Annotated in this window: 19 protein-coding genes; 8 read left to right on the top strand and 11 right to left on the bottom strand. The window is 60.1% G+C overall.

Features of this window, described 5'->3' with window-relative positions; translation table 11 throughout:
• The first annotated feature begins 34 nt into the window (after positions 1 to 34).
• Positions 35 to 694 carry a DNA-3-methyladenine glycosylase I gene (locus UL81_RS03800; protein WP_035107142.1) on the top strand — a complete coding sequence of 220 codons (660 nt, stop codon included), beginning with the start codon at positions 35 to 37 and terminating at the stop codon, positions 692 to 694.
• Here the strand turns inward: UL81_RS03800 and sepX are convergent.
• The 4 genes from sepX to UL81_RS03780 all read right to left on the bottom strand — a co-directional run bounded on the left by sepX (position 648) and on the right by UL81_RS03780 (position 4,740).
• A complete protein-coding gene (gene sepX, locus UL81_RS03795) occupies positions 648 to 1,718 on the bottom strand; it encodes a divisome protein SepX/GlpR (RefSeq protein ID WP_046453276.1) in 1,071 nt (356 codons plus the stop codon). The genes UL81_RS03800 and sepX overlap by 47 nt on opposite strands.
• A 123-nt stretch (positions 1,719 to 1,841) precedes the next feature.
• Positions 1,842 to 2,552, bottom strand: a complete 711-nt coding sequence (locus UL81_RS03790) for a GNAT family N-acetyltransferase (protein WP_035107141.1) — start codon at positions 2,550 to 2,552, stop codon at positions 1,842 to 1,844.
• On the bottom strand, positions 2,552 to 3,802 hold the full coding sequence (gene glp, locus UL81_RS03785) for a molybdotransferase-like divisome protein Glp (protein ID WP_035107139.1): 1,251 nt from the start codon (positions 3,800 to 3,802) through the stop codon (positions 2,552 to 2,554). Before glp ends, UL81_RS03790 begins: the two co-directional genes overlap by 1 nt.
• 20 nt (positions 3,803 to 3,822) lie before the next feature.
• The gene (locus tag UL81_RS03780; protein WP_046453275.1) at positions 3,823 to 4,740 is read right to left on the bottom strand and encodes a UTP--glucose-1-phosphate uridylyltransferase; all 918 of its coding nucleotides are present in this window, start codon (positions 4,738 to 4,740) and stop codon (positions 3,823 to 3,825) included.
• Between the two features lie 63 nt (positions 4,741 to 4,803).
• On the opposite strand from UL81_RS03780, the gene UL81_RS03775 reads away from it, so the two are divergent.
• The 3 genes from UL81_RS03775 to mscL are packed head-to-tail and all read left to right on the top strand — an operon-like array spanning position 4,804 to position 6,562.
• Entirely contained in the window at positions 4,804 to 5,346 is a 543-nt protein-coding gene (locus UL81_RS03775) for a 5-formyltetrahydrofolate cyclo-ligase (protein WP_046453274.1), read from the top strand.
• 23 nt (positions 5,347 to 5,369) lie between these two features.
• On the top strand, positions 5,370 to 6,002 hold the full coding sequence (locus tag UL81_RS03770) for an SAF domain-containing protein (RefSeq protein ID WP_035107138.1): 633 nt from the start codon (positions 5,370 to 5,372) through the stop codon (positions 6,000 to 6,002).
• A gap of 59 nt (positions 6,003 to 6,061) precedes the next feature.
• The gene (gene mscL / locus UL81_RS03765) at positions 6,062 to 6,562 is read left to right on the top strand and encodes a large conductance mechanosensitive channel protein MscL (protein WP_035107137.1); all 501 of its coding nucleotides are present in this window, start codon (positions 6,062 to 6,064) and stop codon (positions 6,560 to 6,562) included.
• A 36-nt stretch (positions 6,563 to 6,598) separates the two neighbouring features.
• Here the strand turns inward: mscL and UL81_RS03760 are convergent, their stop codons facing one another.
• From UL81_RS03760 to UL81_RS03730, 7 genes are all read right to left on the bottom strand, one after another.
• The gene (locus UL81_RS03760) at positions 6,599 to 6,826 is read right to left on the bottom strand and encodes a hypothetical protein (protein WP_035107136.1); all 228 of its coding nucleotides are present in this window, start codon (positions 6,824 to 6,826) and stop codon (positions 6,599 to 6,601) included.
• Positions 6,816 to 7,391, bottom strand: a complete 576-nt coding sequence (locus UL81_RS03755) for a MogA/MoaB family molybdenum cofactor biosynthesis protein (protein WP_035107135.1) — start codon at positions 7,389 to 7,391, stop codon at positions 6,816 to 6,818. Before UL81_RS03755 ends, UL81_RS03760 begins: the two co-directional genes overlap by 11 nt.
• A 32-nt stretch (positions 7,392 to 7,423) precedes the next feature.
• On the bottom strand, positions 7,424 to 8,611 hold the full coding sequence (locus UL81_RS03750) for a S1C family serine protease (protein WP_081961595.1): 1,188 nt from the start codon (positions 8,609 to 8,611) through the stop codon (positions 7,424 to 7,426).
• Positions 8,612 to 8,685: 74 nt separating this feature from the next.
• Positions 8,686 to 10,143 carry a sensor histidine kinase gene (locus tag UL81_RS03745; RefSeq protein WP_046453273.1) on the bottom strand — a complete coding sequence of 486 codons (1,458 nt, stop codon included), beginning with the start codon at positions 10,141 to 10,143 and terminating at the stop codon, positions 8,686 to 8,688.
• Positions 10,140 to 10,838, bottom strand: coding sequence for a response regulator transcription factor (locus tag UL81_RS03740; RefSeq protein WP_035107133.1), 699 nt, complete (start codon positions 10,836 to 10,838; stop codon positions 10,140 to 10,142). The genes UL81_RS03745 and UL81_RS03740 overlap by 4 nt, the downstream gene beginning before the upstream one ends.
• Before the next feature lie 125 nt (positions 10,839 to 10,963).
• On the bottom strand, positions 10,964 to 11,137 hold the full coding sequence (gene rpmF, locus UL81_RS03735; protein ID WP_010187615.1) for a 50S ribosomal protein L32: 174 nt from the start codon (positions 11,135 to 11,137) through the stop codon (positions 10,964 to 10,966).
• A gap of 15 nt (positions 11,138 to 11,152) precedes the next feature.
• Entirely contained in the window at positions 11,153 to 11,422 is a 270-nt protein-coding gene (locus tag UL81_RS03730) for a type B 50S ribosomal protein L31 (protein WP_035107132.1), read from the bottom strand.
• Positions 11,423 to 11,803: 381 nt separating this feature from the next.
• On the opposite strand from UL81_RS03730, the gene rpmB reads away from it, so the two are divergent.
• The 4 genes from rpmB to rpsR are packed head-to-tail and all read left to right on the top strand — an operon-like array spanning position 11,804 to position 12,783.
• A complete protein-coding gene (rpmB, locus tag UL81_RS03725) occupies positions 11,804 to 12,040 on the top strand; it encodes a 50S ribosomal protein L28 (RefSeq protein WP_035107131.1) in 237 nt (78 codons plus the stop codon).
• Positions 12,041 to 12,042: 2 nt separating this feature from the next.
• Complete coding sequence (gene rpmG / locus UL81_RS03720; protein ID WP_035107130.1) at positions 12,043 to 12,207, top strand: 50S ribosomal protein L33; 165 nt, start codon at positions 12,043 to 12,045, stop codon at positions 12,205 to 12,207.
• A 3-nt stretch (positions 12,208 to 12,210) separates the two neighbouring features.
• A complete protein-coding gene (rpsN, locus tag UL81_RS03715) occupies positions 12,211 to 12,516 on the top strand; it encodes a 30S ribosomal protein S14 (protein WP_035107129.1) in 306 nt (101 codons plus the stop codon).
• Between the two features lie 15 nt (positions 12,517 to 12,531).
• Complete coding sequence (gene rpsR / locus UL81_RS03710; RefSeq protein WP_035107128.1) at positions 12,532 to 12,783, top strand: 30S ribosomal protein S18; 252 nt, start codon at positions 12,532 to 12,534, stop codon at positions 12,781 to 12,783.
• Positions 12,784 to 12,897: the final 114 nt, after the last annotated feature.

The raw sequence follows: 12,897 nt of genomic DNA, 5'->3' as shown, positions 1-12,897 counted from the left end.
GAACCATTTGGCGAAAACTCCAGTCCAATAGGGTATGACTACTACACAAAATCAGACCCTGACCGAAGTTGTTACCTGTGAAGATGGCCTCAAGCGCTCGCCCTGGGCCGCGAACAATCCCCTGCTCGAGGAGTATTACGACACCGAATGGGGCGTGCCGCTTTACGACGAAAGAGACCTCTTTGAGCTGCTATGCCTAGAGGGTTTCCAAGCAGGCCTCTCCTGGGCGACGGTGTTGCGCAAGCGCGATGCTTTCCGACATGCTTTTGCCGACTTCGACCCGGACGTTGTCGCCACCTTTGATGAGGCCAAAGTGGAGCAGTTGCTTAACGATGCCTCCATCATCCGCAACCGCCGCAAAATCGAATCCGCCATCAACAATGCGAAAGCCACCCTTGAGCTGCGCGCTGAAGGTGGCTTGAGTGAGTTTATTTGGTCTTTTACACCGCTGGAAACCCCGTGTCCGGTCTATGCGGAAGATGTTCCGCAGACCTCCCCGGAATCCTGCGCGATGTCTAAGGCGCTGCGCAAGGCGGGCTTTAGCTTCGTCGGGCCAGTAACCTGCTTTGCGATGATGGAAGCCCTCGGCATGGTCGACACCCACCTGGTGGGCTCACATCGCCGAGGGCGTACCGGAATTTGGGCTCCTAGCTCACGCGACGGGCAGCTAGCTCGTCAGTCCTCCGAGTCATAGGCGGCTCATCGTCGAAGCGGTCGTCGCCGTCGTGGACAGGCAGGTGCACGAAGTCCGGACTGTCGTCATCGCTTTCGATGACTACGGCACCCGGGCGGCGCAGGTTGCGCGGGATGGCGAGTTCCTCATCGGCGGCGTTGCGCACACCCAGGCGTGCGCGGCGCAGGTGCTGCACGCGACGACGCAACAGTGCCTTTTCCTGACGCACCTGGTTGCGCAGCGCAATCAAGTAGACCAGCGTCAGTACGCCAGCAACAGCGGCCAGCCACCAGGTCCAGCCACCAACGACGATGCCCACCGCAACCGTCGCGACCACGGCAACAACCAATCCCAGCAGGGTGCGCTGGCGACGCTGGTAGCGGTCGGCGGACGCCTTCTTGTCGGCAACCGGGTCCCAACCACCACGACGCGACTGGGCGAAAGCCACCTCTTCATCGGATAGTTCCGTGTCTTCTTGAACCTCTTCCGGTTCTTCAACCTCAGCAGCCACGCGCTGCTCTTGAGCGTCGACCGCACCCGGGTACATCAGATCCACCGGGGAGGTGTAAGTCTCGTTGAAGTCGTAAGCGTCCTCAGCGATCTCGCCCTCGACCGGTTCGAAGCTCTCGTCTTCGTCTTCCTCGGCGCTGCCCTCAGCGCCCTCGTCGACCGCCTCTTCTGGCTCATCCTCGGTGTCTTCAACCAGTACGTCGTCGTCTTCGTCGACGATTTCGCCCTCGACGGTATCTTCTGGTTTGCCCACCGCACGTGCAATACCGACCTCGTCGGGAGTGTCGGCATCGACGATTTCGTACTCTTCCTCTTCATCGCCGTGTGCGCTCGCAGCAGCACGCGCAGCATCTTCCTGGCGGGCACGCGGGCGCGGTGCGCCTGCGAGATCGCCAGAATCACCCTCGTAAAGCACGCGGGTTTCTTCGAAAGCCTCACCGGTATGACTCATCGGGCGCTGCGAGCGCAGCAGCCACGGAGCCAGCACGAAAAGCCAGACAATGACGATGAGGATAATCGGGATGGCGGTAGACACGTGGGGCGTTACCTTCCTGTCGGAAACTTGTCTGTGGCAAGAATATCTGCAGCCACGCAGGCAGGTTCGCTACGAACCGGCGCCACGCCCAAACCTGTTACTGGTGTTACTAAAGTGATTAATTCACAGAATCCGGCCAGCCGCCCGCAAGCGATCCACACAGGTATCTGGGAAGTCATCGCGCACCAGCCCGACCAAGTGGTGGTCCTCCCAGCGCCCATCGATGTGAATATAGCGGCGCAAGAAGCCTTCTTCGCGGTACCCGCTCGCCTTCAGCACCTTGCCGGACGCCGGATTAGAAGGCATATACGTTGCCGCCACTCGGTGCATACCGACGCGCCGGAACGCATGATCAGTAGCCAGTGCGCAGGCCGCCGTGGCCACCCCACCACCGGAGTAAGCCGAATAGACCCAGTAACCAATCCAGCACTCTTTCAAACTGCCGTGCTGGATATTGTCCAAGGTCATCTGTCCAGCGAAATGACCGTTGACCTCAATGACCATCGGTAAAATGCGCCCGTTAAGCGCCGCCGTACGCAGGCTGACCAGCATGTCCCAAAAAGCTTGCTGGCTTTGGGATTCTTCCCAACCGTCCCGGGCGGTGGGTTCTACCGGACGCAAAATCTCTTCATCAGCGATGCGCTGTTGGCGCCACACCTTGCCGTCCCCGCGCAGCAACGGGCGCAGCCTCACCCGGGCGCCCTGCGGAAACGCCCGACTCGCCGGTAGGTGCACCTGCTCGGTGGCCTCTGGCCAACCGGGGTGCTGCGCAGAAACCTTGCCGCGACTAGGCCCGCGGAACTGCCGGGGTCCTCTCCCCCACGGATCGAACATCAGCTGCGCTGGGTTAAGAAGTGAACGTCCACGACATCGCCGGGGCGAATGTCGGTGACTTCTTCGGGCACCCGAATCATGGCGTTTGCCTCCGACAGACCCGCCAGCAAGTGTGCCGGCGAACCAGAGGCACCGCCTAAGCCCTCCACGAGGTAATCGGCAGTTTCGGCATCGCGCATCAAGCGAGCACGAATAAATCCGCGGCGGCCCGGGCGCGACTCGATGTTGTTGAGCGCACGCGCACGCACCACACGCCGGTTCGCATTGCGCTTGCCCAGCGAGACACGAATTAACGGGCGGATAAAGATTTCAAAAATCACTAGTGCCGACACCGGATTGGACGGCACCAAGAAGGTCGGGATGCGTTCCTCACCCAGCAGACCAAAGCCCTGCACGGAACCCGGGTGCATTGCCACACGCGAGGTGTCAATATCGCCAAGTTCTTCGAGCACGTCGCGCACAGCCTCTGCGCCCGCACCACCCACGGCACCAGAAATCACCAGCACTTCGCTACGCCCCAGCTGCGTTTCAAGCACCTCACGCACCCGGCGCGGCTCGCCTTCTGCGATACCGACGCGGTGCACGTCGGCACCAGCTTCCTTCGCCGCAGCCGCCAAGGCATAAGAGTTCACGTCAAAGACTTGACCCAGGCCCGGCTCGCGGTCGATATCCACGAGTTCCTTGCCAAAAGACAGGATGCTCACGCGCGGGCGCGGATAAGCCAGCACCTTCGTCCGCCCCACCGCAGCCAGCAGACCAATCTGGGCCGGGCCCAAAATCGAACCGGAAGACACAGCGACATCGCCAGGCTGAATATCATCGCCGACGCGACGCACGAATTCACCGGAGCGCACCGGACGACGTGCAGTTACGCGCTTGCGCCCGCGATCGGTCCACTCGAGAGGAAGCACGGCATCGGCAAGCGTGGGCAACGGCGCACCCGTGTAGACGCGCACTGCCTGCTTGGGCTGCAGGCGCAGCGGCTGGCGCGAACCCGCCGGGACCTCACCCACGACGGGCAAGGAACGTTCTGGTTCAGCTTCTCCTCGCAAGGGGCGTTCGCCACCGATATCCACGGCGCGCACGGCATAGCCATCAATGGCTGCCTGCGGAAAGCCAGGCAAAGGCTGATTAGCCTGCACCTCTTCGGCACACATCAGACCCAGTGCGTTGGCAATTGCAATGCGCACCGGTTCTGGAGTGATCGCCGCATCCGTAATAAACGCCAGCTGTTCTTCTACAGAACGCAAGGAAACCGCCTTTCTCGGGCTTAAAGACCCTTTTCGGCCTCGTAATCTTCCACGATCTGCTTGATCGCCTTGTACAAGGCCGGGCCGTACTTTTCATCACGCAGGCCGAAGTCAACATTAGCCGGGATGTATCCGCCGGGGTTACCCAGGTCGTGGCGCTTGCCTTCGTGGACGACGACGTGGACGGGTTCGCCTTCTTTAATGAGCAGCTCGATGGCGTCGGTAAGCTGCAGCTCGCCACCCTTGCCTGGCTCAATACGACGCAGGGCATCGAAAATCTTGCGGTCCAGCAGGTAGCGGCCAATGGCCACCAGGTTCGAGGGTGCGTCTTCCGGCTCTGGCTTTTCCACCATGCCGACGACCTTCTTCACACCCGGTGCGTTGGTGTCCTCGACATCGAAGACACCGTAGTTGAAGGTCTCTTCCGGCGAGACTTCAAAAGCACACAGCACGCTTCCGCCCAGCGCTGCACGTACGCGCGCCATTTCTTCCATCACGGTTGCCGGGGCAACGATGTCATCGGGCAGCATGACGGCGAAGGCGTCTTCGTCATCGCCAAGCACTTGTTCTGCCAGCCCCACTGCGTGGCCGAGGCCGAGCGGCTTGTCCTGTTCCACCGCGACTGGGTGGATGAGCTGCTGGGCGCGCTTAACCTTGGCGACCTGCTCATCTTTACCGCGCTCATCGAGGGTATCCACCAAGCCCGGGAAGGACTCAAAGTGGCGCATGAGCTCTTGTTTGTTCGGTGCAGTAATCACGGCGAGGCGCTGCGCTCCAGCCGAAGCGGCCTCTTCCGCAATCAACTCAATACCCGGAGTATCCACTACGGGGAGTAGTTCTTTGGGCACCGTCTTCGTCGCCGGCAAAAAGCGAGTACCCATACCCGCAGCCGGTACGACGACCGTCTTGATCCCGTGGAGGGTTCGTTCATTAGCCATAAGATCGACCTTACAGCGCTCACGCCGCCGCTGGGGGTAACACTCGCAGTAGAGTGGGAGGCCATGACAACCAAGTCGGAACTTCGTCGGGAACTTGTCGCTCGCCGCAAAAAATTGACTAAGTCTCAACGCGAGCGGGCCAACGCCATGCTTATCGATGCCGCCCTAGCCCAGTTGGCACCTCGTTCCACCGTGGCTGCGTATTACCCGGTGGGATCTGAACCTGGTGGTCCAGACTTCGTACCAGCTCTGGCCGCAGCCGTGGACAGGCTGTATTTGCCCATTTCGCTTTCCGATGGCCAGCTTGCCTGGACCGCCTACACCGGCGAGATGGCACCGGGTGCCTATGGCATTCCAGAGCCTGTCGGTCCGCGACTAGATAGTTCGGTGCTTCGCGAGTGTGATGTGATTTTTGTCCCGGCACTGGCGATTAGCCCCGATGGGGTACGCCTGGGCAAAGGGGCCGGCTACTACGACCGTGCACTGGCAAACTTGTCAGGTGTGAGGTTGGTGGGCATGGTCTATGAGCACGAGCTTCGCGATGACGTGCCTGGCGATCCCCACGACGTGCCGGTAAATAAAATCTTAGTTGGGGGAACCGAGTGAGGTTGTGCGCAGTCTAAGAGGGTATGAGGTTTTCTGCTCTTCGTCAGGCTTTAGCTACTCCGGGGTATTCCCGCATGCTCGTTCTGCGCCGCGGGCTGGCGGTGGTGTTGGTGTGTGCGGCGCTGGTCAGCGTCGTGATGGGCACACGCGAACAACCGCGGGTGTTGGCGTTTGCGCGCGATGTAGAAGCCGGCAGCGCGTTGGATGCCGGCGATGTCGCCACGATTCGGCTGCCTGCGGAGTCAGTTCCGGATTCTGCGTTGCAGGTCGCGCCCGAGGAATTGGAGGGGCGGATTGTGGTGGCTGCTGCCGGTGCAGGCGAGGTACTCACGGAGCAGCGCGTGTTAGGTGCGGAGCTGACCCAAGAGTTGGTCGGCGATGTGACGAGCCATTTGTTGCCTTTAAAGCTTGCCGAGCCGCAAATCATCACCCACCTTCACCACGGCGATACCGTGAACATCGTGACCGTGGATGATGCCGCAGAACCGGAAGTCGTGGCGGCGGGCGCGCGGATTGTCTCCACCGGCGCTGTGGCGGAAGGAAACGACGCAACAGTGCTGGTCGCGCTGGCGGAAAGTCAGGCCCACGAGGTGGCCGCCGCATCGTTACAGCAGCCACTAACTGTCGTAATTGTGGGGGATCGTGCAGGGGACTAGCAGTTTGTCTGTCCTGCGGCTATGCTTTCCTGAGCTATCAATTTGGAAAGGTGTAGACCATGCTTAAGGGCTTTAAGGATTTCATCCTGCGCGGCAATGTGGTGGAGCTCGCCGTCGCGGTGATCATCGGTGCTGCATTCACCTCTATCGTCACCGCCGTGACCGACAACCTAATTCAGCCGATTCTCAACGTCTTCGGCTCCGCCGAGGTGCCGGGCTTTGGCCCGCAGCTGACCGACAACCCCAACACGCTGATTGACTTCGGCGCCATCATCTCCGCTGCGCTGAACTTCCTCATCGTCGCAGCTGTCATCTATTTCCTGATCATTACCCCGATCAACAAGGCCAACGACCTGGCCAAGCGCCGCATGGGTGTCGAGCCGGAAAGCTCCGCCCCGACCACCGAGGACCTGCTGGCCGAAATCCGCGACCTGCTGCAGGCCCAGAACGGCGAGGTCTCCTCTGACGTCGATGCCAAGCTGGCCCAAGCAACCGAGGCCGCCGAGGCTGAGAAGCCAGCCACCACCGACGGCGAGTCCGCTGGCCGCCACCGCGCCTAAACGCCAGCCGCTCTCGCTGGACGCTAAGAAGTAGCGTCACTGCCCCTTGCCATAGTGCGGGGGCATTTCTTCTTTGTAGAAGTCCACGCCTTCTTTGTCGTCTGGGGCGTCGTCGTCAAGCGTGACGGTGCGACCGGCGTCGGAAGGATCGTCGAAGGCCGAGACGAAAGGCGGCCTATCGGCAGTGCGGTCGTAGTCGACGTCTGCCTTACGCGTGGCGCGCCGACGCTTGGTGCGGCGGTTACTAGACGGGTTACTGGACACTGTACTTCTGCAGCTGGTCGAGCAGATGATGCACCAGCGGGGTCAGGGTGGCCAGGCCATCGCGGACTGCCGCACGCGAGTTCGCCAGGTTCACCACAACCGTTTGGCCAGAAACGCCGGAAATACCGCGCGAGGTGCACGCATCGAGCGCACCACAAGCCTGACCGGAGGAGCGAATCGCCTGCGCGATACCCGGCACCATTTGGTCTAATACCGCACGGGTTGCCTCGGGGGTCTTATCGCGCGGGCCGACACCGGTGCCGCCGACGGTGAGTACTAAGTCCACACCACCGACAACGGCGGTCTCAATTGCTTGGCGAATCTTCGACTTCTTCGAACGCACCACCACCGAACCATCGACGGTAAATCCGGCCTCGCTGAGTAGTTCACCTACCAGGCGCGAGGTGTCCGCAATTTCGTCGGTCGGGTGGTCAGTCGAGACCACCACGAGCGCCCGGCGCAGGGCCTGGCCTTTGTCTTCTTTCTCGCTGGCGAGTAGGAATGCATCGTCAGGCTCTGCCATCTCGCGCAGGCCAGAAGAATCCAGGTCAAGTTTCTCAGTCATAGTGCTCCTTATAGCGCGTCTTGCCCAGTAATCTACTCTCCGGACAGCCTTACCTCTACCGTTCTGGGATTATTTCCGTCTTCGTCAGAGACTTCGAGGGTGACCGTTGCACCGAAATCCTGCGAACGTGCAGCGGCAATCAACGCGTCAGCATTTTCAATCAAACGATCGTTGACACGGGTGACCACTTCCCCGGCCTTCAGGCCGGCATCTTCGGCGGGGCTGCCCGGCTCCACGCGCACGATGGTGGCGCCATTGCCGCGGTTGCGGGCATCGACCTGCACGCCCAAAGTCGGGTGGGATACCTCGCCGCTGTTGATTAATTGGTCTGCCATGCGCTTGGCAAAATTCGACGGGATGGCAAAGCCCAAACCAATCGAACCGGCCTCCGTGCCGCCCTGCGAGAGCGAAGCAATCATGGAGTTCATGCCGACCAGGTTGCCTTCCATGTCCACCAGCGGACCACCGGAGTTGCCGGGGTTGACGGCGGCGTCGGTCTGGATGGCATCGATAAGCGAGGACTCACCGCCATCCTGGGCCGCGCGGACCGGGCGGTTCTTAGCCGAGACGATGCCGGAGGTCACCGTGGCGTTCAGGCCCAGCGGGGAGCCCACAGCGACGACTTCCTGGCCGACTGCGACCTCAGTGGAGTCACCGAACTGCAGGTACGGTAGGTCCTGGACGTCGCGAATCTTGATGACCGCGGTATCGGTGTTGGCATCCGAGGCAACGAAGTCGGCTTCGTGCTTTTGACCGTCGTTCATCGTCACGCGTAGCTGGCCGCCGTCTTCGGCACCGGCGACCACGTGGTGGTTAGTCAACACGTAGCCGTCTGGGGAAATGATGGAGCCCGAACCGGTTGCAGAAGAAGTGTAGGAGGCAGCCTCAATCGAGACCACAGCCGGCAGCACCTTCGCTGCAACGGCCTCCACAGAACCCTCTTGTGGTTCCTGGCCGGTAGAGTTTTTCACCGGCTGGTTGAGCACTTCGTTGACGGTTGCAGTGTCCGAGCCGCCATTGCCGCCACCGACGACTGCACCAGTGACACCGCCTGCTGCGACGGAAGCAACCAACATCATGGCCAGCGCGGTACCCAGGCCGACCTTCTTCTTTTCTTTGGTTGGCGTAGGGGTGGGTGTGGGTTCAGATGCGTAAGGAGCATCCGAACGGGGTTGGTTCCAGCCCTGCGACTGGGGATTTGGCCACGTACTGTTTTCCATGCCCAGAATTATGCCAATGATGACTTGCCCTGTGCTGGAGCAACTCTGAAAGGTTGCTGTGTAGGTTGAGCTGGCTAGTCTGCGGCTGCTTTGCCCGGCAGGATGACCTCAAAACGGGTGCCTCCACCAGGCGCATCCTTAATCACAATCGTGCCTTCGTGCCTATCGACGACCGCTTTGACAATCGCCAGGCCCAATCCGGATCCCGGCATGGATCGCGATTCTGGGGCGCGGTAGAAGCGCTCAAAGACGCGCACCTTATCGGCATCGGGGATGCCGGGGCCGGAGTCGTCGATGCGGAGGCGGACTTGGGCATCGGAAAGCGGGTGCATCGTCACGCGCACCGTGCCGTCGGCCGGGGACCACTTGACGGCATTGTCCAGCATGTTGAGAGTGGCGCGGCCAAGGGCAAAGGGATCGCCTTTGACGAACCAGGGCTCAGTATCGACATCGAAGTGGATGTCCATGCGGCGCCGGCGCACACGCGTCAGAGAGGTATCCAGGACGTCTTCGAGGTCCATCCACTCGGGTTCTTTCTCGGCGGCATCCTCGCGGGCGAGGTCGACCAGGTCGCCAATCAAGGTGGACAGTTCCTGCATCTGTTTCATGACGTCTTGTTCCAGATCGTCCATGTCCTCTTGCGAAATCGCGGCGTTGGGTCCGGCCTTGTTGAGCATCATGAGTAGCTCAATGTTGGTGCGCATGGATGTCAGCGGGGTTTTGAGCTCGTGGCCGGCATCGGCGACGAACTGCGCTTGGCGGGTACGCGATTCCTGCAAGGCGGCGAGCATGTGGTTAAAGGAGTCGGTAAGTTGGCCTAGCTCGTCGTCGTTTTGGACCTCGATGGGACGCAGGTCGCCGGTTTCTGCGATGTAGTTGGCTGCGCGGCGCAGGCGAGCCAGGGGTTGCATGCCGGTCTTGGCCACGACCATGCCGGACAAGATCTCCAAGATGACGCCGAATGCCACGACGAAAAACAGCATGGTGCCTAAGAGTGTGACCAGCTGTTGGTGGTTCTGCATGTCACGGGCGAGGACTACTTGAGTGCCGTCGACGTCATAACGCTTGGCGACGACCCGCTCTCCCCCGCTGCTGTGCGTTGCGGTTTCGTAGTAGCCATCGCGAGTAAATTGCCCGCCAACAGCAATGGTGTCACCGTAGGTAAAGGTCGACGACGGTGGCGCGATGGAAACGCGGGTGTCGGGGTTATAAATTTTGAAACGCTCGATCTCTTCGTCGATGTCCTCGACGTAGGCGGGATCGGCGGATTTCTGAATGAGAACGGTGGCTTTGTCGCTGAGTTCCTCGTCGACTTCGGCGGTGAGTGACCAGGAGACGAGCCAGAACGTCGCTAAGCTCACCAGGGCGACAGCAATGGCCACGACGGAGCCAGTGGCCAACGATAGCCGCCAGCGCAGTGGGATGTGCGAGGGCCAGCCGCCTCTACTTTCCGGGTTAAGCCGGATGACAGGGCCGGTGGAATCGGAAAGTGCGGAAGCCTCGGTGGGATCCACGGGCTTCCGCAACATCATGCTTCGCTCTCCCGCAGCACGTAGCCGATACCGCGCACGGTATGGATGAGGCGCTCTTCGCCGTTAGCTTCGGTCTTCTTGCGCAGGTAGCCGATGTAGACCTCGAGTGCGTTACCGGAGGTTGGGAAATCGTAGCCCCAGACCTCTTCGAGGATCTTGTTGCGCTCTAATACCTTGCGCGGGTTCTCCATGAGCAGGTTGAGCAGAGAGAACTCGGTGCGGGTGAGGTTGATGAGCCTTCCGCCGCGGCGGACCTCGCGGGTTTCGGAGTTGAGGTAGAGATTAGAGAAGGTGAACTCGACCTCGCGCTGCGGGGTCGCCACAATCGGGGTGGCTGCGGCGCGGCGGACCAGGGAACGCACGCGGGCGAGCAGCTCTTCGAGGGCGAAGGGCTTAGGCAGGTAGTCATCGGCGCCGGCGTCAAGACCAGCGACACGGTCGGCGACACCATCGGCAGCAGTCAGCACCAGGATCGGGTGATCCCAGCCCTCGCTGCGCAGAGTGCGGCATACTTCGAGTCCGTCCATATTAGGCATACGGACATCGAGGATCATTAGCATCGGATTTTCGGTGCGAGCAGCTTCGACGGCCTCGACGCCGTCGCTAGCTAACAGCACGTCATAGCCGTTGAATTGCAGGGAACGGCGCAGCGATTCACGGACCGCCTGCTCATCGTCGACCACAAGGATTTTCATAGCTGAAGATATTACCTGTCACAGTTATATAAAGGAAACACTCAGCACTTATTTGTCGGTAAAAACACAAAAAGCCTGCTCCGGTAAGAACCGGGCAGGCAAATTGTAAGGTGCGCTTGAAGAGCTTAGAACTGCTCTACGTCAACCAGGCCGAGCTTAGCGGCCTTGACGAGACGGCGCGGGATACGAACGGTCTGGCCGTCGATGGTGACCTCCTGGAGGGCGACATTGTCAGCCTTCCACTGGGAACGACGGGAGTGGGTGTTCGCGCGGGACTTCTTAAACTTAGGAGTTGCCATTTTCTACTTTCCTCCTTACGCGTTCTTCTTCTTGCGGCGAGCCATGCCACCGAAGCGCTGGTTGAAGCGCTCGACACGACCTGCGGTATCCATAACGCGCTGTGCGCCGGTCCAGAACGGGTGAGACTCCGAGGTCACGTCAACGACGATCAGCGGGTACTCGTTGCCATCTTCCCACTCAACGGTGCGGTCGGAGGAGGCGGTGGACTTGGTCAGGAACTTGTGGCCAGTGCCAGCATCCTGGAATACCACTGGGTGGTAATCCGGGTGGATATCCTTCTTCATATATCTTCCCTCAGGTTTGTAACGGGTCGGTTCTTCGCTCGAATACTGTCGAAGATCGTGCCCGAGTTGGGATTACACTTACATTTAAGCTGAACCGCGCGTAAGGCGAGTCAACAACTCGATAAATCATACAGATGCAGGTCTGGTTTTAAAAATCGTTCCGCAGCCCGGTTGGAGTCGGCGATTAGGAAAATCGTGGGTACGGATGTAAGATTTCCCCTTGCTGTTGTCAAAATGTACGAATAACGCCCCGTCTACTGGTGTTTGACTGCTAAACAACCTGCTCATCCTCACACTCGAGCACTGCGAAACCTCACACTTTTCTTCGCAGCGGTTAGCGGTCAGTAGCCATGATGTGGGCGGCTAGGAGAAAGAAGACCCATGTCGGCTATTTGCCAGGTAACGGGCCGCAAGCCGGAATTCGGCAAGCAGGTCTCGCACTCGCACCGCCGCACTTCGCGCCGTTGGAACCCCAACGTGCAGCGTCGTCGCTACTTCCTGCCCTCTGAGGGCCGGACCATCACCCTTAACGTTTCCACCAAGGGCATGAAGATCATCGACCGTGACGGCATTGAGTCCGTCGTTGCCAAGATTCGCGCACGTGGGGAGAAGATCTAAAGATGGCACGTAATGACATCCGTCCAATCATCAAGCTGAAGTCCACTGCGGGCACTGGTTTCACCTACGTGACCCGTAAGAACAAGCGCAACAACCCGGATCGCATCACCCTGAAGAAGTACGATCCGGTCGCCCGCAAGCACGTCGAATTCCGCGAGGAGCGATAATTTATGGCTAAGAAGTCAAAGATCGCCAAGAACGAGCAGCGCAAGGAAATCGTCGCCCGCTACGCGGAGCGTCGCGCTGAGCTCAAGGCAATCATCAAGAACCCGAACACCTCTGACGAGGACCGCTTGGATGCACAGTTCGAACTGAACCGTCAGCCTCGCGATGCCTCCCCGTCCCGCGTTCGCAACCGCGACGCTGCTGACGGCCGTCCGCGCGGTTACCTCCGCAAGTTCGGTCTGTCCCGTGTCCGTATGCGCGGCATGGCTCACCGCGGTGAGCTGCCCGGCGTTCGTAAGTCCAGCTGGTAAAGGGGTAGTTTCACAATGGCTAACAAGCGTAACCAGAAGAAGTTCCGTATGGAGCAGAGCCGTCGCCCGAAGAAGAACCCTTTGAAGGCTGAGGGCATCGAGAAGGTGGACTACAAGGACACCAAGACTCTGCGTCTGTTCATCTCGGATCGTCACAAGATCCGTTCCCGTCGCGTCACCGGTCTGACCCCGCAGCAGCAGCGTCAGGTTGCTACTGCAGTCAAGAACGCACGCGAAATGGCTCTCCTGCCGTTCACCACCCGCTAATCAGTAGCAGGGTTTCAACAGCGCACTTTTGCCGCTGGCAAGTGTGACACGGTAAAAGACCATTCCTCTGGCCGCTTCCCTACTTAGGGAGGCGGCCAGAGGTGTTTTCTATAT

Origin of the sequence: Corynebacterium camporealensis, assembly GCF_000980815.1 — a bacterium.
GTDB lineage: Bacteria > Actinomycetota > Actinomycetes > Mycobacteriales > Mycobacteriaceae > Corynebacterium > Corynebacterium camporealense.
The sequence above is the reverse complement of the archived record's forward strand: the minus strand, read 5'-3'. Positions and strand labels throughout refer to the sequence as shown.